Raw genomic sequence first — 23,092 nt, 5'->3', positions numbered from 1 at the left:
AAGCCTTATTTTTGTTCGATTGAAGCTGTGCTGCCCCGCAACAAAACATAGCGTTTGAAGACGGCTTGCGCTTCGGTCATGCAGCCAGCGTGACGCAGCGCGTGGCTGCGCATCAGCATCAAGGGCAGACACGAAGACGGCTCGTCATCCAGTTTGTCAAGCTTGTCCAACACCGACAGTGCTTCGTCACCGCGACGCTCCGAGATGAGAGCGTAGGCCAGGATGCGGAGCAAGCCGATGTCTTGGGACTGTTCGTGAGCGACCAGCCGCAACAGAGCCAGGCTCTTGTCGCTCTGTCCGCAGGCAAGGTAGACATAAGAAAGCACGCAGAGCAAATCTCGCTCCGGCCCGGAGATCAGCTCGACAGCGCCGGCTTCGGAAACGCGCTGTGTAGATGTGAAGTGTTGCGCTTTATCTGGCCCGTCCATCGCTAGCCTTTGATCAAGCCGTTGTGACTCTGCCGGAGCAGGATCAATCGCTGCAGCTCCAGTTGTAGAAGCGCGACCCCTTCACGTGACACCAAATCCTCTGGCGCAGCTGATAGCGTATCAGCCAAACGCTCCAGAAGAAGGCCGTGTTGCTCTGGACGCAGAACATGCGAGTGACGTAAGCGCGGCGTCACGAAGGAGAGCAGACCGTGCGCGAGATTGGGCTCATTAAGCCAAGCGAATTCCGAGCCTGGCTCGACCTGACCTGGCGGGGCGCGCGCCTCGTCGAGATTGACGCGCGAAACTGCATCGATCGAACTGAGCTCGAGCGCGCTCTCGATCGTGGCGTCCACCAACGGATCCAGCACGTCGCTGTGAAGAGAAATTGAGGTGTGGCTCTTGTTATCATTGCCACGCCTCCGATCAATCCCGATGGACTTACCTCGAAAACTAACCGGCGTGATGGCAGATGCATGATGATCGACGTTTGGCTCCTGAAAAGAGGTGCCAGGCTTGACGGGATTCGGGGGCAGCCTAGTCATGGCACTTTGCTTTCTTACCTGCGGGCTAAACCGCTAATAGGGTAGGGTGGCAAGCCGGCCATCCCGCATCAGCAGAACACGCCCTTCCTCAATCCCGCAGACGGTCCATCCATTGCTCAAGAGCGCGCCGACGAAATACTTTTGACCAGCAATGACAATATAGGGTTCGCTCCCGCGCCAAACAGCTTGGACCTCAATTGCGGGGGGCGTCTTCTCATCCTTGATGGCGACCGCATTGACGAGCGTATAAGCGCCATTGCTATTTTGATCAAACCGCTGCTGGACGTCTCGCCATGTGGCGAGCGAGGCGGGCGTAACGGTGCCGTCGGCGGTGACAACGCCCACCCCAGAGCCGACCTTGATGCCGACAAGACCCGCTCTATCAACTTCCTCTTGCAGCCGCTCGGCAGCTGCATCGGTGGCCAGAGCATCAGGAGCGCTGAGCGCCAGCTTGGGTGCAATGTCCGTAGCAGGGGACGACGGACTTGACGCCAAGGTGGTGTCGGTCTCGACAAAACTGGATGAGACTGCGCCAACCGCGGCAGAGCTGATCAGGACCAAAGTGAGAACGGCGAGCGATATACGCCGGCGGCCGATGGAGCCAGCTTGTTTGTAGTCCTCGATCGTCCAGCGGATGGACATCGCCCCGGCATGCAAAACGACAGGAAGAGAGACAACAATGGGCTCATTAGCTAAAACAGTCTCGTGCCCCTCGATCCTGACGTCCCTCGCAAGGGCCTCGATCTCGATTGAATTGAAATGCGGGGCAACACGAAGATGGTGCGGTTCGAGGCCTTGTTCGACGAAGATTAAGTCTGCGTCGAGGCTGCTGCCAATCAGACACGATCCGCCCCCCACTTTACTTGTCAGCCCAGAATAACACCCGGACAGCACTTCGAAATGCAGGCAATTTGGTTCATTCACGGTCGGTTTCCTGAACAGTGAACGGGACCGTACGGCAAGCCGTACGGCCCTTGCGACTTCACAGACTAAGCAGCCGGGGAAAGTGGGGCGGCGAAGCCGCCCCATCTCATCCCTTACTGCACCCGCTCATCGGCCGCTTTTTTGACAGTCGAAAGCTCAGTCGAGACAATGCGAAGTTCCACATCCCTCTCAGCAGCCTTTGTGCTGGTCGCAGTCAGAGCGGCGATTTGCTTTTGGAATGCCGCCTCTCCAGCAACTTCAGCACCCGCGGAAGCGGCTGCAGCAGTAGCGGTGCCGGCTGCCCCACCTGCAGTCGAGGTACCAGACGCACCAACTCCTTTACTCATACTATTCTCCTGTTTGCTCGATTTCGCCGCCCACGTGCGGCTCCTATTTCCTAACGTCGCAACATGCGACGTCAGGAATCCTCCTCTGTCTCGGCCATGACATCGTCGAAACGGCTCATTGCACTATTCGCAAATTGGAGAGCAATGGCTCCCAGAGCGACGTTGAACGCTTGCTGCATAGCGGCTTCATGCGAGTTAGTGCCCGGATTGGACGCGCCGCCGTTTGCGGGAATGTTGGCATCAGGCGATCGGCCATGATCGTCGCGCTCGCCAGGCTTTTGCCATCCCTTTTTGCCGCCGCCTTTGCCGCCAGCCGCATGGAGGTCAGCATCAACGTGTCCAGCGGCGCTAGAGCTCGCAACGCGCATGGAGTTCTCCTATGTCAATTCGATGTGCCAATGGAGGCAGTTTCCACCCTCCACTATGCGAATATTAGCTTTCGACAAGCTGACGAGTCGTAGAAAATACAATGAGCCGATGGTGAGTCGTCATTAAACGTTTCACCAGCAAACCGTATTTGAAAGGTTGCCGGCCAAAGCTGGAGATCAGATGGTTAAGACAAACAATCGTTTGTGGAGCTTGATCGGGTGAGCACGTTGCTCATCGCTTCGAAAGCGTTCAATTGGCGAAATATCAAAGCCGCCACTAATAAAAGCGTTTTGGGGTCGACGTGCTGCAATCTCGGGCTCATGTCTCTTGCGATGCTTCCGAGCTCTTTCGACAATTTGCTTGCGGTCAGGCGATGCGGCACGGAGCTTGACCTCGTCGGGAGCGAGGCTGAAAGCCAGAGTGACGGCCGATCCAGCGGCCAGAGCGGTCCATCGGCCCTAGCTGGCCCATGGCAGATCCGTCAATCGCGACCCATTTCAGGGAGACCGAGCAGGAGCCCGCTGCTCGAGAAAGAGCCCTTCGGCTCTACCGCTCTGGACCAATGTGCTCTCGATCCTTGCGCAATCGGCTGGCTCCTCGGCTGTGGCCGTCTGTAGGGTATTGTTAATACATCGCGATGTTGACAGGCGGCGTATGCAGTCAATGGAACGTCACAGCGGCAGACTGGGTTTGAGGCCGGATTCGAACGATCGAGTGCGGCCGACATAGTTTGTGCGCAGCGAAGGGCCGAAATAAGTTCCTCGGATTCGGGGGCGGTCTCAAGTGTGCTGGTGGAGCTTGCGCGACGCGCGGAGGTCGCGCAAGCTCAGTTTCGAGCGTCATCCTGAGAGGATAGCGTCGCTCCGCCTAGGCGTAAGCGCCTGCAGCTTGCAAGCGCTCGGACTCGATGCGAGCCTTCAGGTTATTTAAATAGTCCTCCGCGTAGGACTGGGCCACCGAAACCGGCAGGTTGATGCCTGCCGTCGCGGCTTCTTGAATGGCCTGCTTCACCAAGCCTTCTCGCATTGCTAATTTGACCTCAGGTCCGGCGATGCAGCCCACCGCCTGTGCCGCAAGGCTCAGCCCGGCTTCTTCCAGCGCTTGCTTTATGTTGCCGCCACTGATGGCAGTGTGAAGAAGATTTGCAGCTTGCGCCTCGGCTTCGAGCACCATTGACGCCAGATCGGCCAATTCACCCAAGCCTGGAATGAATCCAAGTACACCGACTGCTGTTGCGGCCCAGTCGAATACCTTAGAGCCAACTTTGAGCACGTCGTTAAGTGCGTGCATGAAGGCGCCACCGTTCTTTTTGGGAGACTTGATGTCGGGCTGGTCTGCCATGCCCGTCGTCATTTCCGCGACCGCGTCCTGCTCGGCAGGCGTTCGGACGGCATGCGTCTTCACTTGGTGAACGGTGCGGTTCGCACCCGACATGTTGTTGAAGAACTGGTCGAAGTCGCTGTTGCTGATGTTGCCGGAATCGACCGTATGGCCGCCGCCGAAGTCGAAGAACTTGTGGTGGGTTTTGTAGCCCGTAATCGCGTTGTTCATCAACCCGAACAACACAGGATCGGAGAGCAGCTGGGAGGCCGCCTTTCGCACCTCGGGCGCGAGGCTCTTATCATCGACCATGCTCGCCAGCTTTTCCCGGGTCAGGTCACCCTTCCCGAAGAAAGCGTTTTGGTTCTTGCTGATCGTATTGAGCGTATCGAGCTCGGCTTGCGTGAGATTGATCGATGATGAAGCAACCTGCAGGAAGTCCTCTTTGTGGACCTTGTCTATCGAGCCACCGTACAACTGCTTCCATTCATCCGGGTGGTCGAGGAAGTATTGAGCGGCAGCGAGGACCTGTGGCGGGCATTTGCCGGTTTTGGCTTCGCCGTCGACGATCCGCTTGAAATCCGCAAGGCTCAGGTTCTTAGGCAGGTTGTCGGCATAGCGATAGAGCTCGCGCACTGCATCGGTCTGGGTCATAACCGATGGCTCGCCATTCCGGGTGCCGTCGGAAGGGATATAGTTCTGCGTATAGCTCTCCGCCCGCTGCTCCTGGAAAGCAGCAACCTGAGGGTGGTGATCGGAGAAACCGGAGAGATCACCTGCTTTGATCTTCCCGCCGCAGCGGCCGTCACCTTGCGAGCCTATCGCATAGAAGAGCTCTGGGTCCTGTTGCAACGCCTCGATCGCCGCCTTTAGATCCGGCGGTGTGGAGGGATCGTTGGCCAGATCGCCGAGAGATTTCCAATCCAGCGGGCATTTGTCTTTGTGTCGGTTCAGCACCGACACAATCACCAGCTCGGCATCAGTCAACGTGCCGCTGTTCCACGTGATCCTGGAGCTTTGTACGGGTGCCTCTGCAATCTTCGGTGCGCTCGCAGCGGAGGAGGACTCCGTGGCGGATGGCGCTGGCGCCTGCTGACATGCGTCCAGTGCGGCCTTGATCTCCGGCGGGAGGATGTTCCGTACCTCCTGCGTGAGTTCCTCCGTCAGCTGCTTGGCTGAGTCTGCAGCCGTCGGCTCCTGCGGCGCGGAATGGTCATCGACCTTGTCTTTCAACGAGAAACTAGCCAGCATCGCCTCGAAATTTGAAAGATCCCGCGCCGATGAGGGCCCAGGCGCCAGCCCTGACAAAGTGGAGCTCGCGGTTAGCGACAGGTTGTTGACTGACATTATACGTCCTCTGATTTGAGATCGCACCACAAGCCGGGTCATGTGGCGCAGCCCGAGAATCGCGACGAACAACGAGCAATAAATGTTGATGGGATTCGATGGCTCCTACCACTTGCTTCCGATTGCTCAGTGCGCCCCAGCGCTCAGTTCCGCTACAATCTATAGGCACATCGCCGTCTAGATATTCACGCCGTATGGTAGGTTCGATTAGCTTTCCAAAAGCTGACGGCATTCAGAGGTTTCATAACGAAGCGCGAAATGACAGTGTGAAAGGCGGTCATGGTTCTTGATATCGGAATCGGCTTACCTGCTTTGTTTCGATCGCTCGCCTCCACGCCAATTAGGTCGAATTAATGAATCCGAGTCTGCCGCTCTGCGGATGGTCACGTGCGCTAATTCCTGCAACAACGTCGCAGGTCTCCGCAGCATCTTATGGTGAAATCACCCACGCCTAGCGACCTCGCCTGCGCCCAACGAGAGTGTTGGCGTCTGCCCGATGAGCCAGATACAGAATGATCGTATCAGATTGGCTGGCGTAGATGCTCGAAAGAGTCAACGGTATTGTGCGGACCATGTTGCCCCGAGCGGATCGAAGCTCGGCTGCGCCTGGCATTCTTTATGTCATCATGCTTATCCGCTTGGCGAGTGTTCGCTCGAACCTACAGGCCAAAGGTCAGCGTCTAGCGATGGTTTAAGACGAATAAAACCTTCTTCTCGCCATTCCGCCCCGTGAGGCACACCCAGGTTGGTGAACATGGTTGTCCGGGCAGCCCTGGTCGGTATGAGATCGCGGCTTTTTAGCATCTCGAAATCTCCAAGTTCCGGCGGAGCAACCTGTGCCGGCAACGCGAGCTCCGCTTGAGACGGTCCGGCGTGAGGTGACCCGGATCGTGGCCGAAATCGGAGGCGTCCACGCGGTGCTGAGCGATCGGCTGTTGGGAATTGGTCCGCTCGCCGCCGCTCAATGATAGCTCGACACGCGATAATCTGCCTCCGAGTTCCTGCCAAATTAGATCCTGGCTGTATTCGGGTATTTTATCAATGCGACTCTCTCGGACAGGCGGACGACGAGGACGAGTGGGGCGCTGGGCTGTTGTCCGCCGGGCTTAGCGCGTTGAACTCCATGCTGCTCCTCCTTTTGGACAACGGAGGGGCTTTCAATCTTTTGCGACGAAGCTCCTTTGCATGGCAGAGTTCGTTGAGTTGTTCAAAAGCTCGCACGAGGTGCTAAAGCGGCAAAGCGCGGTCACCGATGCTGCTGGCCAGGACTCTGGTTCACATCCGCGGCTCCGGCCGGGCGTTTATTGCGCCGCCCCGCGGCATCGGCCATCTACATATCCGCACTCTGACAATGGCAGCAGTAGCTTTCGAAAAGCTGAGAGAGGGCATAAACAGACGCATTGCACCTCTTCGTAGGCGACCTGTTGTCTGAGGTCATTTCTTACCTGCGTCGGGTAGGTGGACCATGCCGTCTTGATGTGGTGCCTCCGGCGAAGGAGCGTCATTCGGTCGTCCTTCGCGAACGACCACGCTGGAGGATCCCCGAAACAGCATCAAGACCGACTCGTGCCGTGGCTTTTCGTCACCGCTCGGGTTTCGCCGTGCCTGTGCCTCCGCCGCAAGTCCTTTGAGTGTTTGCTCCACAAGCGCGACAAAGCGGGGTGGACCAGAGGCGAAGACGAGGCCATCTCCCGGTACGGCTCTCACGATGTAACGCTCGTCGGAGATGTTGAGCGCATCGAGTGCCGCCTTGAACGCATCAAAGCTGATCGGACTCAAGACCAAAAGGCGGCTTTGCGCCTCATGCGCGGCGGATACATAGAGCACCATCCCATCGTAGTACCATTGAAGATTGTAGAGATTGATCAACCGTTCGAGGAACTCTCGCGGTGGGAGATCGGACATTCGCCCGCGAATCCGCCCCTTCACCCCGGCGCTGACATTGACTCTGATGTTTAGGTTGTTGCCGAATTCCTGCAGTGCGGCCGCGAGGTCCTGATCCAGAACTGTGTAACTATAAGGCGTCGATGGCAGCGCCAGGGGAGCGCCGAGCGCCTCGACGACGCCCAAGCAAATGAAAACACCAGCATAGAGAAGTTTCTTCAAGATGTGCCGCCTTGTAGATGGAATGAGCATTCCCGCTATTTTTTCGCTTGAGAACAAGCACTGGAATTCGTCCCAAAATTTGGAAGCCGCTGCCTCGTCGAAAATTGGGAGCTGACCGTGATCATTAGATGACAGCTGCTCGTCAGTTTTTGGTCAGCTTGCTTCTCTAAGGTGCCGGCCCGTTCGTGTGAACTGATGGCTCACCTCACTACGTGACAGAAATGATTTCCTCCATGTTGTTTGGCATTACGCCGACCCCTGTCAACTCCGTCGAGTGTGCCTCCAACGGCTGTTCGCCGGCACACGCCCAGTTTGATGAGAGTCTTGCGCAGGCGGCCTCGAACCAAGGTGCCGCCTCTTCTGTGAGCGAGCGCGCGCCAGCTCCATTGCTGCCGGAAGTATCGCGCGCAGTCATGTCGCCGAGCCCGCTCGGCGATCGTGTCCTTCAGAGCATTTCTGCTATCCATCAGGGCAAACCATTTCCGTCGGGTGCAGTTTCGCCGACGCTCGTCGGCGAGCCTGATCCTACCAAGGGTCTCCAGCTTGGGCCGGCAGCGCAGCCAGTCTTGCGTGTGCAGCAAGTCGAGGTACATCCGGCGGGCAAACCGGAAGGTGCGGATCATTTCGATTCGGCGCTGGCGAATCTGCGGGATGTTTACAACGGCGTTATCCAGGTTTCGCTCGTCTCCAAGGGGACAGGTGCTGTCAGTTCATCTCTGAACAAGCTTCTATCGGCGGGCTGAGCGGGCCATTGGCTGTCTTGACGAAAGACAAGATCGGTAACGGCTGTCCCGCAAGAAAGCGGCTTCATGCTCTCGTCCTGTTGCCGCTTTTGCTGACCCTCGCCGGTTGCAAAGCTGATCTGTATACCAAAGTGCAAGAACGCGAAGCCAACGAGATGCTTGGGCTGCTCCTGAGCAAGGGCGTCGATGCCATCCGTGTTGTCGGTAAGGATGGGACCAGCACAATTCAGGTGGAAGAAAAGCAGCTCGCCTACTCAATCGAGCTTCTGAATAACCAGGGCTTGCCGCGCCAACCCTTCAAGAGCCTTGGTGAGGTGTTCAAGGGGGCGGGCCTCGTTGCCTCTCCGGTTGAGGAGCGAGCCCGCTACGTCTATGCTCTCAGTGAAGAATTGTCGCGCACGATCAACGATATCGATGGGGTTCTCTCCGCCCGTGTTCATGTCGTTCTGCCGAAGAATGATCTTTTGCGACAGGATGCAACCCCGTCTTCGGCGTCGGTGTTCATTCGATACGCCTCGAATGCGAAGCTCTCAGCCTTGCTGCCGCAGATCAAGATGCTCGTCGCCAACAGCATCGAAGGTCTATCATACGACAAGGTGGCGGTCGTGTTCGTGCCGGTTGAGCGGGCTCAGCATGAGGTCTCCGTTGTGCCAGCAGCAGCTTCCACCGAACCAACGAAGTTCATTGCAACCCACATTGCGATTGGTGCAGGAGGTGGGCTCGCCGCGTTGGGCATTCTATCTTACGTGCTGCTGAGCACACGTGGGCGACAGCTTCGTCAATCCTGGCTCAAAGTGACAAGTTTCGGCAGAGATGCCAGCAAGCCAGCGGGCCAGTCCGCCGGCAAAACGCTCTCCTCCGATCCGAAATAGCGGCAGCAGGTCCGTATCGATGGCATCCACTAACCCAACTTATTCACTCAACCCGCATTCCGATCGCCTGCGCGAGCTTGCCGCTTTGATCCATCCCAGCCGGTTTGCCGGCCATCTTGATGGGCTTCTGTCGGACGCCGCAGTGCTGCAGTTGCAGAAGTCTCCAAGACTGCAGCAAAGACTGGTCGAATTGCTGCTAGGTAGTGAGCTGGTTTCGAGCGGAACCGACTGGGGTAGGGACGTTCTGCTCGGGCATGAGCCGCGTCGGGCGGCGCTGCTCGCTGGCAGTATCTGGCATGCCCGTTCGGTGCTGAAGCTTGTGTCAAGGCATGATGTAGCGATTCTGATCGAAAACATTGGTGCCGAAGCACATGCTTTCGCAATCCGACACTTATCCAGCGCCGTCGCAACCACATCGATTGACGATTCGCAGAAGCTCGCGAGCCAGATTGAAAATGACGGATTTGCCTGCCTTGGCGCTTGGCTCAAGGACGCATCAGAACTTGACCGTGTGCGCGTTCTTCTCCGCTTACCTGTGGGGACCACCGCCGAATCTCCAGCAGCCGAACACCACAACTCAGCGGGTCAGTTACTGTCTTTGGTGGTGGCCCACTTGGCCACGCAGGAGCCAGCGGCATGACGGCCAATGAAACAATCTTGCCATATAGCCCGCACATACGGCCGCTCGGTCCGCTCATACCAGCCGCGGAACTTGGCATCTGGTACGATGCGGTGCAGACGCGCGCGCTAGCCGAGCGATACCTTCGGCAGGTTCGCAGTTGGGCAAGGAAGGCCTATCAGCAGGAGCGGGAGCGCGGGCACTGCGAGGGTCTAAGGTCAGGCTCGGACGAAATGGCACAGCTGATTGCCCGAGCTGCTTCCGATGTGGCCGGTCGAAAAGCTGTTCTGCAACAGGAGTTACCACAGCTCGTCATTGAGATATTGACCGATTTGTTGGGCTCCTTTGATCCGGGTGAGATGTTGGTAAGAACCGTTCGTCACGCTGTCGAGAAAAGATATGGCAGCGCAGAAATATGCCTTCACGTGTCTCCTGTGAACGCTGATGCACTAAGACATGAATTCCTGGCGTTCGATGGAACGAATAGTCGGCCGAAAGTCAGAATCGATCCGGACCCTGCCGTGGGGCCGGACCAGTGCGTTCTGTGGAGTGAGTTCGGCAGTGTCGATTTAGGACTTGCCGCGCAGCTCCGCACATTGCGTCTCGGCCTTGATCCATCTTCTCAGGAAAGCTAACCGTGACGACGCAACAATCAGGCCATGATCAAGCCGGCGGAGAAGGAGATGTGCATGCGGCGATAGCATCTCTGAGATTCGCAGCAAAGGAGGTCGATACGCGTGCCGTGCGGGGACGGATCACGCGTGCGATCGGTACCTTGCTCCATGCCGTGTTGCCAGGGGCCCGTGTTGGAGAACTTTGCCTATTGCAGGATCACGCTTCCGGATGGTCACTTGAAGCGGAAGTCATCGGTTTGCTGCCGGACGGGGTTTTGCTGACGCCCATTGGCGATATGGTAGGCTTGTCCCACCGCGCGGAAGTGCTCCCAACAGGGCGCATGCAGGAAGTGTCAGTCGGGCCTGGCCTGCTCGGCCGCGTGATCGATAGCTTCGGCCGTCCACTCGATGGCAAGGGGCCGCTAAGGACGGTCCACACTTGTCCGCTCCGCGGGAAGGCGCCCAACCCGATGAGGCGGCGTGGCATCGAGCAGCCGTTTCCGCTCGGCGTTCGCGTTCTGGATGGACTTCTGACGTGTGGCGAAGGTCAGCGCATCGGAATCTATGGAGATGCCGGTTGCGGTAAGTCGACGCTGATGTCGCAAATTGTAAAAGGCGCGGCCGCCGATGTCACCGTAGTTGCTCTCATAGGGGAGCGAGGGCGCGAGGTGCGTGAATTCATCGAACGTCATCTTGGAGATGCCCTCGCTCGCACGATCGTTGTCGTTGAGACATCCGATCGATCGGCAATGGAGCGGGCGCAATGCGCTCATATGGCGACCGCACTCGCCGAGTATTTTCGTGATCAAGGGCTGCAGGTCGTTCTGATGATGGATTCGCTGACCCGCTTTAGCCGTGCGATGCGCGAAATCGGCCTTGCCGCCGGAGAACCTCCCACCCGGCGCGGCTTTCCTCCTTCCGTCTTTGCGCTGCTTCCTGGTCTGTTGGAGCGAGCCGGTATGGGCGAGCGGGGCTCGATCACGGCATTCTATACCGTGCTTGTCGAAGGTGACGGCACGGGCGATCCGATCGCCGAAGAGTCGCGCGGCATTCTCGATGGTCATATCATTCTTTCGCGCGCGCTGGCCTCCCGAGAGCATTTTCCCGCCATCGACGTGCTGTCGAGCCGAAGTCGTGTCATGGATGCGGTCGCCTCTGGTCCACATCGCAAGGCGGCATCCGCATTCCGCGATCTGCTCTCGCGCTACAATGAGGCTGAGTTCCTGATCAAGGTCGGTGAATACAAGCCGGGCAACGATCCACTGACTGATCGGGCAATCGAGTCAATCGAGGAACTGCGCGCATTCTTGCGCCAGGCACAGGACGAGCCGTCGAGCTTTGAGGAGACCGTTTCATGGATGTCGCGTCTGACGGCCTGAATCTCGTGCAAGCGTCGAAATTGCGGCTAGTGAAAGACATGAGAGAGCGAAGCGCGCTTCGTGAATTGTCGAACATGGAAGCCAGGCGCCAAATTGCGGTCGCAGCGCTGCAGCGAGCGTCTGAGAATCTTAAAGGCGCGGAGAATCGTCGCGCCAAGGCCGAAGCTGAACTTTATCAGGACCTGGCGTCGCTCGAGATGATGTCCGTGACCGAGCTCGATCGTCGCTGTCAACTCGTCCTTGGGCGGCTGGCAGCAGAGATCGAATCGGCACGTCAGGCGCGTGAGCAGGCGCGCATCGCGCATGAGCAGGCCCAGCGGGCGGTGAATGAGGCGCGGACTATATGGGCCAAGCGTTCGGCGGCGAGCCAGAAATGGCAGGAGATTGAGGGCGATGTCCAGCGCACTACCGCTGTCGGTTCGGAGTTTGCAGCCGAAATCGATGCCGACGATGAGGTTTTGCTCCGATATCACGCGAGCTGCGCCCGCGGAACCTGTCGATAAATGCCATGGGTGAACCCGCACTATATCAGCCAGCGGCAAAGCTGTCGCATGAAGTGGTCTCCTGGCTCAACGAGACCGCCGCACCGCGCACGGTTCTGCAGAGCCGCATTGGCGATAAGCCGCTATCGATCCGTGTGAGCCGGCTTGTTTGGCAGGCCGAGCCATATGCCACGTCGGTGCTCGACTGCGTATTTTGCGCCGAAGGCGAGACCGCTGTGTTGTCCTTGCCCCGCCTTCTCGTCGAGGCACTGATTTCAACGGTCCAGCATGGCCTTACTTTACCTTCCGACCCAACTCGCTCGCTCCTTCTCGAACTTGCACTGGAACCTTGGCTCGCTGCATTAGAGATCGTGCTCGCGCGGAATTTGCAGCTGATCCGCGTCGAAGACACAACGGCCAAAGACCCCTATTTGGAGTTCGACGTTACTTTCGGGCCGCTGGCGGCCAAGGCTCGCCTGTTCTTGTTCGCGCCTCTTGACGGTCGGGTACCGTCTGCGTTTCGTGTCTTAGGCGAGTTGATCGGCCAATTACCGCGAGATTTAGGTAAGATTTCTTCGGAATTGCCGGTCGTAATTGCGAGAGAGATCGGCTCGCTGCGCGCGCCCATCAAGCTTCTTCGCCAAGCACAGCCCGGCGACGCACTGCTGCCCGAGGTCATTCCCTTTGCCCATGGCCAGCTCATCCTCGCTGCGGACAAGTTGTGGGCGCCGGCGCAGGTGGCGGGCGACAGACTTATCCTTCGGGGACCATTCCGCCTGCAGTCCCATCCTCTAAGGTATGCAAATATGACGATACGCCCCCAAGCTGAACAAGCAATCCCGCCCTCGGAAGCCGACATCGACAGTGTTGAGATCACGCTTGTGTTCGAATGCGGCCGCTGGCCCATCACGCTGGGTACGTTGAGAAGCATCAACGAGGGGCACGTGTTCGAGCTTGGCCGGCCGGTGGACGGTCCGGTCGACATTGTTGCCAATGGTCAATTGATCGGCCGCGGCGACATTGTACGTGTCGGTGAAGCGTTGGGCATCCGGTTACTGAGCAAGTTGGCGGTCAATGGTTGACATTCAACCGAGCATCCTTGCGCTTGTTGCGGCGACCGCCGGTCTTGGCCTGCTGGCGTTCGCAGTTGTCACAACGACGGCGTTCATCAAGGTTTCCGTCGTTCTCTTCCTGATCCGCAACGCGCTCGGCACTCAGTCCATACCACCGAACATCGTTTTGTATGGTGCTGCATTGATCCTTACCGTGTTCATAGGGGCCCCAGTATTCGAGCAAACCTACAACCGCGTGACCGATACGCAACTTCGTTACCAAACCGCCGATGACTGGTTGACCGCCGCCAAGGAAGGCAGCGAGCCGCTGCGCGCCCATCTCAAAAAGTTCACCACTGAGGAGCAGCGCACGTTCTTCTTGTCGTCGACGGAACATATCTGGTCTGAGGAGATGCGCGCCAACGCAACAGCCGACGATTTTGCGATCCTCGTGCCGTCTTTTTTGATCTCGGAGCTTAAGCGTGCGTTTGAAATCGGTTTCCTTCTCTATCTTCCGTTCATCACGATCGACCTGATTGTGACGACAATTCTGATGGCCATGGGCATGTCAATGGTATCACCAACAATGATATCCGTTCCTTTCAAGCTCTTTCTGTTCGTCACAATCGACGGCTGGTCGCGGCTCATGCACGGATTGGTCTTAAGCTACGCATCCCCGGGGGGGTGAGATGGACGAGGCCAGCATTCTCACCCACCTGAGCCGATCATTAGTCCTGTTCATGATCTGGGTTCTACCGCCGCTTCTGGCAGCCCTCGTGGCCGGATTGGGTATTGGCATCGTGCAGGCAGCAACCCAGCTCCAGGATCAAACCTTGCCGCTTACCGTGAAGCTCCTCGTCGTCGTCGCCGTGCTCGTTCTGTTTGCTCCGGTGCTGAGCGCGCCCCTGATCGAGCAAGCCCAGCGTATCTTTACTGAGTTCCCCGCGCTCACAGCGAGGTATTAGTGCGCGCGGAACGCAAGCCTGTCTACGTTTCAGCTTAGCGTCTCGTTTGTTGGCCTTCATTGCGAACCACAAAAGGGCGAGTTCGTCATCTTATCGAAAGCTCGCCTCACTATTATGAGACGGATAGACAGCCGAACTGTCCTGTTCGGCTCTATGAGCCCGCCGTATTCGGAGGAAGGATGACTCCATTTGGAATTTCTATCCGTTCGATTCAGGTGTGCTTACGATGTAATGGAATTACCTGCTGAGACCTGTCCTCGATGCACAGCCTGGCGAGTTGTCGACACAAGTGAACGGGCAACCGCTTTGATTGCAAGCGGCCCCAAGTTTCTGGCATTCTGGTGAATGAGCCTGCGAATGAGGTGCCGCTCGAGACCGATCTCCATAGACTGCGAAATTGGCCCTCAGATCTCCAAACCGCGCTGCGGCCGGTGAGAGCGGAAGAAGCGTGGCTTGTAGGCCGCGCGCGATTTCGCGGGTGCTCTCATTGAATGGCCATACCTCTGCGCCGGATGGCGGTAGTCATATGGATAGTTGAAGCCGAAGTCATCTGCCCTGGGAGGCCTGTCGCTCTGCAACCGCTGGGACACGAGATCTGCAGAGTTCTTGACGTCTCACATCATGGCGACGTGAGTGCGACGGTTGCATTGGCTGAAGGCGCGACGAGCTGAGTTCAAATGGATGCCTTGTCACCCACCGAGACGCAAGCTCTGATTCAGACTGCTGTCGAGTTCGTCGTTGCGGCCGGTCTTGGCGCGGCCCGGGCCCTCGGCATTATGCTGGTTCTTCCGGTATTCACGCGACCGCACATTGGCGGGATTATCCGCGCAAGCGCGACGATTGTGATTGGATTGCCTTGCTTGATGCAGATCAGGAACGGCTTGCAGACACTAGATCCGGGCACCCGTATGGTTGCGGTCTCGCTCCTCGGTTTGAAGGAGATATTTATCGGCCTGCTGTTTGGTTTTCTGCTTAGTATACCACTTTGGAGCATCCAGGCCGTTGGTGACATCATTGATACCCAGCGCGGCATCTCCAGCCAGCTGGACGATCCTGCGACACGCAGTCAAACCGCCGCGATGGGGCTCTTTCTCGGGACTGCCGCGGTTACGATCTTCGTTGTATCAGGAGGTCTGCAGACCATGGTCAGATGCCTCTATGGAAGTTATCTGATCTGGCCCGTGTATCGGCTGCTACCTCCGCTGACCCAGCAAGGGGCAATGGAGTTTATCGGGCTTCTCGACCATATCATGCATACGACTCTCGTGGTCGCCGGGCCCGTGCTGGCTCTGCTGCTTCTGATTGACGTATCCCTCATGCTGCTCGGGCGCTTTGCGCCGCAAATCAAGCTGAACGATCTCTCTCCGACCATCAAGAATGCCGCCTTTGGAATCATTATGGTCAGCTACGCCGTCTTCCTCATCGAATATATGGGAGCAGAGATCATTCGGTTCAACGGCGTGCTGGAGTGGCTCGAGAAGTTCTTGAAATGAACGACACGAGCGAAGAGAAAAACCTTCCACCAAGTCACAAGAAGCTGAGAGACGCGCGTAAGAAGGGGCAGAGCCCGCGCAGCGCCGACTTTGTTACCGCGGCAAGCCTTTGCGCTGGTTTCGGTTGCCTGTGCTTCAGGGCCAGCTCGATCCAAGACGGATGGCGCGAAGCCGTGCGGCTCACCGACAAGCTGCAGGAACAGCCCTTCAACAGTGCGGCCCGGCAGGCGCTGGTCGGATTTATGGACCTTTCTATAACAGCCGCGGCTCCCATCCTAGGTGCGGCGGTTGTCGCGGCGATTCTGGCCGGTGTCTTGGCCGGCGGGGGGCTGACGATTTCGGTTGAGCCGCTTAAACCCAGCTTTGAGAAATTGGATCCCGTCAAAGGGCTGAAGCGGATTGTCTCCCAGCGGTCGGTTGTCGAGCTTGGAAAGTCTATTGTCAAAGTTTTGGTTCTTGGCGCCGCGTTCGTTTTCACTGTGCTCGCAAGTTGGAGGGCACTGGTATACTTGCCTGTGTGCGATTTGAGCTGCTTTGGTTTTGTCTTTAAAGAGCTCAAAGTGCTGATCGCGATTGCTGCCGGCGCTCTTCTGATTGGCGGCTTGGCCGATCTGCTCATTCAACGTTGGTTGTTCTTGCGCGACATGCGCATGACGCAGAGCGAAGCCAAGCGCGAGTCCAAGGAACAGGATGGTAATCCGCAGATCAAGGGTGAACACCGTAGGCTCCGTCGGGAGTCGGCGAACGGGTCTCCGCTCGGCATCCATCGGGCGACATTGATACTGACGGGGCGAGCGACATTGATTGGGCTGCGCTACGTTCGGGGCGAGACCGGCGTCCCGGTACTGGTGTGCCGCGGCGAGGGCGAAACGGCTTCACAGTTACTGGCGGAGGCGCGCGCCCAACGTCTGAGCATTGTCGAGGATCATGTGTTGGCGCGTCAGCTGATCCGAAAAGGTGCGATGGGCAAGGCCGTTCCGATGGAGTGTTTCGAGAGGGTTGCAAAGGCAGTCTTTGCCGCCGGCCTAGTTTAGCGTCGCACAAAACAGCGATGCGCTCAAATCTCTGGTCAACGATCCAACTGTCCCAAAACCTGATCTGTAAGCTGCACGATCCCAAGAAAAGGATCGAGCAAAGATTGGATTCCCGGAGGCTCGTCGGCCGATTCCAAGACTGATATGGACAAGAATGGCCAACCGACGTTCATGCTGCTCGGGTCTTACGAGCCGCTTATTGGGTTTCTGGCGCAACCCTGTTATGCGTTTCATCCTCCAAATTGCTCCTGTTGCCCCCCGACGTGGCCCCACGTGCGGTGATGGGAAGCACTGCACGATCACCACTGGTCGGCATGACAGCGCCATTGCCTAACAAGTCGCCAGGTTCATTGACCATGACCGCAAGGTTATTCCGGACTGAGCAGCCAAGGGTTGGATTGAACGAATTGTCGTTCACTGTAGGACCGACGATGGAGAGCGATGGGCAGACCGGAGGATGGGCTTCGAAAGTGATCGCTTCGATCCTCACCCCGGAACGAGCCGGCAAATCCACACGAGAAGCGGACAGGCGGATGTTGTAGGTGGCAACGCCCATGGCGCGAGCCTCGTGGGCCACCTGTGCAATGAGTCTGGGCGGGCCGATGACACCCACATGGAGGGCATCCAGCCGGCCGCGACTGGTCGCTGCAATAAAGCTTCGCAGCCGATGCCGTTCGGAGCCACGAAGGCTCTGCAGGAACAGCACGTTACTCTTCTGCTCGACCTGGATCTCTTGGTCAGCCGGCCCGGGCTGGATCGAGGCAGTATTTGCGCAGCCCCCCAATGTTGTTCCAATAACGATCGGGTAGCACAGATGTCGCAAAGTCATTTGGCGATCCTCATTCGATAATAAAGCCCGCGCTGCCGGTCGATCCTGGTGCGCTGGCGCGAGGCGCATCGCGCTCTCGCGGCCGCCGGGCCACCGTGTTCGTCAAAATCCGCCCCGCGTCTGAGGGTGGTGAGATGCGGTCGCTCGGCGCACTCATCCGGTTCGGATTCGGGCCGGGCCGCACGATGTAGGGCGTGACAATAATGACCAACTCGGTTTCACGTTTTTGAAACGATGAGGAGCGAAAAAGCGCGCCCAGGATTGGCACATCGCCGAGCCAGGGAAACTCGCCGATATCAGTGTTGAAGTTGCGCCTGATGAGGCCGCCGATTGCAAAGCTCTGACCGCTGGCGAGCTCGACGACGGTGCTCGCCCGCCGAGTGGAGAGGGCAGGGACCGCCATGCCATTGATTTTGACTTCGCCTTCGCTCGACAGTTCGCTGACTTCGGGCTTCACGCGGACATTGATCTGATTATTGTTGAGAACCGTTGGAACGAACTCGAGGCTCACGCCGAACTGGCGAAATTGGACCGAAACCTGCCGGTTATCCTGCATCACCGGAATAGGGAATTCGCCGCCGGCGAGGAAGCTTGCGGCTTCGCCGGACATCGCCGTCAGATTCGGCTCAGCCAGGATTGAGGCGAGGTGCTCGCTTGCGAGAGCGTCCAGAACAGCGCTCAAGTTGGTGTTGCCGGCGCTAAATCCAATCCCGATCGTGCCGCCGCCGCCGGCTGCGCCGGACCCTCCCCCTTTGCCGGTGACAAGGAAAGCGCCGTTTGGGCTCGAGGCGGTGAAGTTGATGTTGAGATCCTTGGCGGCGATGCGGGAGACCTCTGCCACCCGTACGCTAAGATTCACCTGTAATGAGCCGGCGACCTGGATCTTGTTGACAACCAGCGCGCCAGCCCCAAGAAACTGCTCAGTGACCTTCCTGGCGGTCTCGACGACCTCGGCATTAGGCGCCGTACCGCTAAGGATCGCGCCCCGCGGGGTATAGCTGACCTGAATCGGATAGTCGCCGACCTCGGCCTTCAGCGCGGCCCGCAGATCCTCGATCGGTTGGGTGACGACAACACGCAGCTCGGCGAGAGCCTCTCCATTGTCGTTTAGGGCGAACAGGCTAGTCCGTCCCGACTTTTTGCCAAACACGAAAATCGTGGTGTTCGACGGCGCCTGATAATCCGCAATGGCAGGGTCGGCAATAAAAATGCTCGCAGCCGGTCCGGTCAGATGAACTGTCTTTCCCTGTGAGGAGGTAAGGTTGAGCGTGCCGGTGGTGCTGCCAGGCGCGGCTCGTGGCGGTTCTCCTTTGCCATCTCGCTTTGCCTGAGCCGCGGCAGCAAGCGGAAGTAGCAGAGCAACTGCGCACAGGGCGTAGCAGAGGCGGGGAAAAGCGGCATAATGCGAGCCGCTGGCGACCATCGACGGTCCATCAGCGCCGGCGTCATTGTTGACGAAGTTCAAGGAAGTGCTGCTTTCAAGTTCGATCGGCTAGGCAGCCGATGCTGCGCCAACTAGTTCAAGTGTGTAACCGACACCGCGCGCGGTCTTGATCCTGAGCGTTGCACCCGCCTGGCTCAAATGCGTGCGCAGGCGATAAATCCCGACTTCCAGCGCATTGGTCGAGACCTCGTCGTCAAATGCATACAAGCTTTCTTCGAGCGATGCGCGCGGCACGGTACGGCCCGCGCGGTTGAGCAAATGTTCAAGAATGCACACTTCGCGGCGCGCAATTCTCAGTACTCGTCCACCGACGGAGACTTGTCTCGCGATCGGATCGAAATGCAGATTCCCGAATGTCACCACCGGCGCCGTCATCTGCGTTGATCGTCGCAGAATAGCTCGCATGCGAGCAACGAGCTCGTCGATAGAAACGGGTTTGGGCAGAAAATCATCCGCTCCGGCGTTGAAGATCGCAATCCGCCGACTGAGATCATTGAGATTGCTCATCATCATAGTTGGCATTGATCGTCCTTCGCGCCGCAACTGCTTCAACCAGTCCAAACCATCTCCATCGGGCAAGAAGGAGTCGAGCAGTATCATGTGGTAGTTCGCGCAATCCAACGCGGCCGACGCCTCATCGAGCGTCCGCGTCACGTCGACGGCGAACCCGCAATTCAGCAGCGTTTCCTTCACGGCGCGGCCAAAGTCCGCATGATGATCAACCAGGAGAATTCGCATTCATCGCCTCTCCTCCATCCTTGGCAGGACTTGAGCGTGTCACGCTTGACCATGACGATCGGCGGAACCCAGAGGATGCCGCTTTGGCGTGAATTCGAAAACCCGTGCGCGATACGCAAGAGCCTGTTGGCAGGCAGTGCACGTCCGCCGTCGGCGGATAGGCGGGGGCCTGCGGCGGATGGTTCCAGCCCGCGGCGGGGCTCAAAATCTCCTTTACGCCGGCAAGTGATCGGCAATCTCTCACGAGGACGAGAGCCCTGGCGATGTGCTGATTCATCTGCGGACTAAACATAGCGATGGCTGCATGCATTACGCGAACGCCTGCAGTGGCGATCGCGCCAAACTCGCGGAGTGAAAGGAAAGCGCAGGCGAGAGCGGCTGTATTTGCCGCCGAACGGACTTGCGAAACCGACATTGGAACTCCCAAATCGTCTTGATCCGCGGTCAGTCCTGCAAGGCTGTTGAGCCCGTAGTGTCGTCAAGTCACTACGATACAAGTTTTCCGCGTCTAAGACAGTTTACGCGCTATGCGGCGGACGACAGGCTGTAAAAGGCCAAGAGCGATGAAACGCTCAACACGCCCATGGGCGGGTTAGACATTGTCTCGCCAGCCGGTGATAATGGCCAAACATGATGTCAACCGTCCTGAAGCTCGGTTACTTCCAAGATCTTCTCCGCGCCAGCCGAGCGAAGGCTGCCAAGGAAGAACAAATTGAGCCTGGCATTGCTGTCGCGCATTGTCTGAGGCAGTGAGGCCGGCTCAATTTCGTCAGACGGGTTGAACGGCGCAAGAACGATCTAGTCTCGAGCTTGGACTCAGCCTGTGATCGGTACGGCGATTGCTCGCCTTGTTCTCGCGCGCTGGATCCTCGCCTGACTGCGAAGAGCGCGCTTCGTCTTGCGTTCACAAAGCAGATTAACGATGCAAGATCTGAATCGGAGCAGTCGAGAAGTGTCCCAAGCCGTATCGGCCGAGCATCGAGGTTCTGAGACGTTCGCAATTGTCGCTACCTGTCAGGAAGAGTTCACGCGTGTGGAGTCTGTCGCGAGACTGTCGTAATTCCTACAATCTGACGCTGGGTGAGATTCAAGCGCCTTTAAGGGCTCTTTGTATCGGCGCCATCAACATCGGACTCCTTGTGAGGCAATGACGACACAGTGGGGCCATGCTGTCGAGCTGTGCGAAGGTCAATCGCGCTATGTCCAAGGTCGTGAGCATTTGTCTGTCCAATCAAGCGTAGCGCCATAACGCCTTGAAGCGCGCGAAGAGGCAGTCGTTCGGCTATGACGCCAAAGATCGGCCAATCCGATCTGCCTCATACTCGGCAATTTAGTGGGAAAATCGGGGCGGGCGCGGGACGTCGATGTGACGCGAGACTGCCGATCGCTCGAGCCAAGTTGTTTGGTAGGGGACTGAGGAGAGAATCGATTGCCAGACGTCATCTTGAATGCGATCTCCATACATTTCGATCGACTATGAGGCCTTTAGGCATGCTCGGCAAAATCGATTGTTTTGATGGAACGCATCCAGGTTGCGGATCGGCTGTAATGCCATAGCGCCGCTTGCTACGGGTGAGTGAATGTATGATGCCATCGCGGCCGAACACTGTTGGTTGACGCGCGATCATTGTCAGAAAGAGTTAGCTAACGCGAGGGATGCTGCGCTTTCGGCGGCTTACCTCGCCAAATCCGCCTGCCAACCCCTGAAGCCGGCTGATAAATTCCTGCCTCGCGACACAATGCACCCAAGATGCCACGATGCTTCAACGAGCGGAAACGGACGAGGGGACAACATCGGTGTCCTCCTGACCTTCCGTCGGAACTGTCAACCGCTGTACGGCTCGATCGGCGCCTTCATCGGGCCGTCGGTCGCCCCCCTTACGCTCCGTCTGTTGTTGCATGAGGCGGAGCTGATGCGCCGCCTTTCTTCGTTGCAGGGTGTTGTGGCGCTTGGTCGCCAACGAACCTGCCAAATGGCGCGATCGACCATCTACTCATTACTCTCGCGCTTGTAGGGATTTGCTTCACTACTGGTACGGTAGCTTTCCAAATTGCCTCCAAGGAACAGGCGCTCGGTTTCCCGGGTCGGCGTTCTGCCCAGTGAGCACATCAAATCGACATCTCCATCGATGGTGTCCTGATCCTCGGCGTTCATTCCAAGCCCAATGCTACTCAGCACGTCGTCGGGCGTCCAGATTGTGGTCTTCGGTACGGTGTAGGTGTGTAGCGCGTCCGCATTGTTGGCAATCGCTCTCGCCCACGGATCGCGAGAGGCGACAAGTTTTGACGGATCCTCGACTAACGATACGAAGGCTGAGACTGTAGTCTTTCCCCGCATATGCCAACCAGCCTGGCGGGCTCGGTCCAGGGGATACCGCTCCAGAGGATCTCCAACGGAAGAATGATCTCGAGCCGTGTTGCGGACATGAGATATTGCACTCGTGTTTTCTTCCGTGTGCGGCTTGCAATCAGTGTCCTGATTCTGAAAACGCCGCAGTGTGACATATGATGACCTCGCCACGTCGTCGAATACGCGATCTCGATCAATGGCAGCGTCGGTCGCCGATGACCAGCGTGCTGCCTGTTGCGCGGCAAGTTCGATCTCGTTCCGAAGTGCTTCAAGAGTGGCACCCGTCAGTGTTGCGGCAAGCTGAGCGCGCCCACTGACGTATGATGAGGCTGGATATCGACTGGGTTCCGAGATCGCCTCGTTTGGCGCAGATGAGGGCGCGGCGCTCGCGGAATCTGCCGCTAAGGAGACTGGCGCCGCGGTGGGGTAGACCGAATCCAAGTCATCAAGAGCCAAGTCATTCAGCTGCTGCTCAAAGTTTGCTTGGTCTTCTGAACTTCTCGCTGCGATGGTTTGGGCGCTAAGCTCGTCCTGCTGTCGACCGACGTGGTGCGGCCGCTGAACCTCAAACGAATTGTCTGCGGCATTCTGTGGATCAACATTCATCTCTCTACTCCCTTCGAAGTGCCGCCTATCGGCGTGGATTGTCGCAGGTGCAGCTTTCGAGAAGCTGACAACGATTAAGCTGAGACCGGGTTCCTCGACCGCCGCGCTGCGTTCGCTTCACCTGTCGCCTAAGGCAGACAGTCCTTGCAGACTAAGAGGGACACGCAAGCGCATGCGGCTGATCGAGTGCTTCCTTCGTAGATCGTCTGCTCCTGCAGATGTGACGGCTGCATGTCCTCGCTCATTACGCCCGGGTGGACCAGCGCGACCGCTCGTCGTTTGTGGTTTCCAAGCGGCCGACCATCGAACAAATCGTTGTCAACGCCCGCAAGGCGAATGCCCCCAGAACCTGACCTACGAGGTTGTGATGTTGGAATAGCCGTCGCAACTACTTGCGCCTGATTGCGGCAGGCTGTTTTTGTACAGGCGCGAGCGCGCTTGCTGAATGAAAGCCAAACAACGCGCGAGCACGACATCTTGAACAACGTA

23 protein-coding genes are annotated in these 23,092 nt (G+C 57.9%); 12 read left to right on the top strand and 11 right to left on the bottom strand.

Going from position 1 to position 23,092, the window contains the following annotated elements; translation table 11 throughout:
- Positions 1–5 precede the first annotated feature (5 nt).
- The 7 genes from AAFG16_RS41310 to AAFG16_RS41280 all read right to left on the bottom strand — a co-directional run bounded on the left by AAFG16_RS41310 (position 6) and on the right by AAFG16_RS41280 (position 7,413).
- On the bottom strand, positions 6–428 hold the full coding sequence (locus AAFG16_RS41310; protein ID WP_271609049.1) for a histidine kinase: 423 nt from the start codon (positions 426–428) through the stop codon (positions 6–8).
- Positions 429–430: 2 nt separating this feature from the next.
- A complete protein-coding gene (locus AAFG16_RS41305; RefSeq protein ID WP_271609048.1) occupies positions 431–970 on the bottom strand; it encodes a hypothetical protein in 540 nt (179 codons plus the stop codon).
- Positions 971–1,003: 33 nt separating this feature from the next.
- A complete protein-coding gene (locus tag AAFG16_RS41300) occupies positions 1,004–1,894 on the bottom strand; it encodes a hypothetical protein (RefSeq protein ID WP_342734610.1) in 891 nt (296 codons plus the stop codon).
- A gap of 113 nt (positions 1,895–2,007) precedes the next feature.
- On the bottom strand, positions 2,008–2,241 hold the full coding sequence (locus AAFG16_RS41295) for a nodulation protein NopA (protein WP_271609046.1): 234 nt from the start codon (positions 2,239–2,241) through the stop codon (positions 2,008–2,010).
- 71 nt (positions 2,242–2,312) lie between these two features.
- Complete coding sequence (locus AAFG16_RS41290; protein ID WP_271609045.1) at positions 2,313–2,609, bottom strand: hypothetical protein; 297 nt, start codon at positions 2,607–2,609, stop codon at positions 2,313–2,315.
- A gap of 868 nt (positions 2,610–3,477) precedes the next feature.
- Positions 3,478–5,181 (bottom strand): HrpF/NolX family T3SS translocon protein, encoded by a 1,704-nt coding sequence (locus AAFG16_RS41285; protein WP_342741065.1) that lies wholly within the window; start codon positions 5,179–5,181, stop codon positions 3,478–3,480.
- Between the two features lie 1,530 nt (positions 5,182–6,711).
- Positions 6,712–7,413: a secretin N-terminal domain-containing protein gene (locus AAFG16_RS41280; protein WP_246790218.1), complete on the bottom strand. Its 702-nt coding sequence runs from the start codon at positions 7,411–7,413 to the stop codon at positions 6,712–6,714.
- 191 nt (positions 7,414–7,604) lie between these two features.
- On the opposite strand from AAFG16_RS41280, the gene AAFG16_RS41275 reads away from it, so the two are divergent.
- The 11 genes from AAFG16_RS41275 (at position 7,605) to AAFG16_RS41225 (ending at position 16,636) form a co-directional block, all read left to right on the top strand.
- Entirely contained in the window at positions 7,605–8,126 is a 522-nt protein-coding gene (locus AAFG16_RS41275) for a nodulation protein NolB (protein ID WP_342734606.1), read from the top strand.
- A 32-nt stretch (positions 8,127–8,158) separates the two neighbouring features.
- The gene (sctJ, locus tag AAFG16_RS41270) at positions 8,159–8,998 is read left to right on the top strand and encodes a type III secretion inner membrane ring lipoprotein SctJ (RefSeq protein WP_342741064.1); all 840 of its coding nucleotides are present in this window, start codon (positions 8,159–8,161) and stop codon (positions 8,996–8,998) included.
- 19 nt (positions 8,999–9,017) lie between these two features.
- On the top strand, positions 9,018–9,638 hold the full coding sequence (locus tag AAFG16_RS41265; RefSeq protein ID WP_271609043.1) for a nodulation protein NolU: 621 nt from the start codon (positions 9,018–9,020) through the stop codon (positions 9,636–9,638).
- Complete coding sequence (gene sctL / locus AAFG16_RS41260) at positions 9,635–10,252, top strand: type III secretion system stator protein SctL (RefSeq protein ID WP_271609042.1); 618 nt, start codon at positions 9,635–9,637, stop codon at positions 10,250–10,252. The genes AAFG16_RS41265 and sctL overlap by 4 nt, the downstream gene beginning before the upstream one ends.
- Before the next feature lie 2 nt (positions 10,253–10,254).
- Positions 10,255–11,610, top strand: a complete 1,356-nt coding sequence (gene sctN / locus AAFG16_RS41255; protein ID WP_271609041.1) for a type III secretion system ATPase SctN — start codon at positions 10,255–10,257, stop codon at positions 11,608–11,610.
- Positions 11,586–12,113 (top strand): hypothetical protein, encoded by a 528-nt coding sequence (locus tag AAFG16_RS41250; RefSeq protein ID WP_342734602.1) that lies wholly within the window; start codon positions 11,586–11,588, stop codon positions 12,111–12,113. The genes sctN and AAFG16_RS41250 overlap by 25 nt, the downstream gene beginning before the upstream one ends.
- Before the next feature lie 5 nt (positions 12,114–12,118).
- Complete coding sequence (sctQ, locus tag AAFG16_RS41245; RefSeq protein WP_271609039.1) at positions 12,119–13,174, top strand: type III secretion system cytoplasmic ring protein SctQ; 1,056 nt, start codon at positions 12,119–12,121, stop codon at positions 13,172–13,174.
- On the top strand, positions 13,167–13,832 hold the full coding sequence (sctR, locus tag AAFG16_RS41240; protein ID WP_027563377.1) for a type III secretion system export apparatus subunit SctR: 666 nt from the start codon (positions 13,167–13,169) through the stop codon (positions 13,830–13,832). Before sctQ ends, sctR begins: the two co-directional genes overlap by 8 nt.
- Before the next feature lies 1 nt (position 13,833).
- A complete protein-coding gene (locus tag AAFG16_RS41235; protein ID WP_027563378.1) occupies positions 13,834–14,109 on the top strand; it encodes a flagellar biosynthetic protein FliQ in 276 nt (91 codons plus the stop codon).
- A gap of 677 nt (positions 14,110–14,786) precedes the next feature.
- The gene (sctT, locus tag AAFG16_RS41230) at positions 14,787–15,602 is read left to right on the top strand and encodes a type III secretion system export apparatus subunit SctT (protein ID WP_271609038.1); all 816 of its coding nucleotides are present in this window, start codon (positions 14,787–14,789) and stop codon (positions 15,600–15,602) included.
- Entirely contained in the window at positions 15,599–16,636 is a 1,038-nt protein-coding gene (locus AAFG16_RS41225) for an EscU/YscU/HrcU family type III secretion system export apparatus switch protein (RefSeq protein ID WP_271609037.1), read from the top strand. The genes sctT and AAFG16_RS41225 overlap by 4 nt, the downstream gene beginning before the upstream one ends.
- A 196-nt stretch (positions 16,637–16,832) precedes the next feature.
- Here AAFG16_RS41225 and AAFG16_RS41220 read toward each other — a convergent pair whose 3' ends face one another.
- From AAFG16_RS41220 to AAFG16_RS41210, 3 genes are all read right to left on the bottom strand, one after another.
- Entirely contained in the window at positions 16,833–17,465 is a 633-nt protein-coding gene (locus AAFG16_RS41220) for a CpaD family pilus assembly lipoprotein (RefSeq protein WP_271609036.1), read from the bottom strand.
- Between the two features lie 10 nt (positions 17,466–17,475).
- Complete coding sequence (locus AAFG16_RS41215; protein WP_271609086.1) at positions 17,476–18,888, bottom strand: type II and III secretion system protein family protein; 1,413 nt, start codon at positions 18,886–18,888, stop codon at positions 17,476–17,478.
- Positions 18,889–18,957: 69 nt separating this feature from the next.
- A complete protein-coding gene (locus AAFG16_RS41210; protein WP_027563383.1) occupies positions 18,958–19,647 on the bottom strand; it encodes a response regulator transcription factor in 690 nt (229 codons plus the stop codon).
- Positions 19,648–21,227: 1,580 nt separating this feature from the next.
- Between AAFG16_RS41210 and AAFG16_RS41205 the strand changes: the two genes are divergently transcribed.
- Positions 21,228–21,662, top strand: coding sequence for a hypothetical protein (locus AAFG16_RS41205; protein ID WP_271609035.1), 435 nt, complete (start codon positions 21,228–21,230; stop codon positions 21,660–21,662).
- Here AAFG16_RS41205 and AAFG16_RS41200 read toward each other — a convergent pair.
- On the bottom strand, positions 21,638–22,603 hold the full coding sequence (locus tag AAFG16_RS41200; protein WP_271609034.1) for a hypothetical protein: 966 nt from the start codon (positions 22,601–22,603) through the stop codon (positions 21,638–21,640). The genes AAFG16_RS41205 and AAFG16_RS41200 overlap by 25 nt on opposite strands.
- Between the last annotated feature and the right edge of the window lie 489 nt (positions 22,604–23,092).

The organism is Bradyrhizobium sp. B117 (assembly GCF_038969555.1).
Lineage (GTDB): Bacteria > Pseudomonadota > Alphaproteobacteria > Rhizobiales > Xanthobacteraceae > Bradyrhizobium.
Note: the sequence above shows the minus strand (reverse complement) of the source record. Positions and strands in the feature narration are given on the sequence as shown.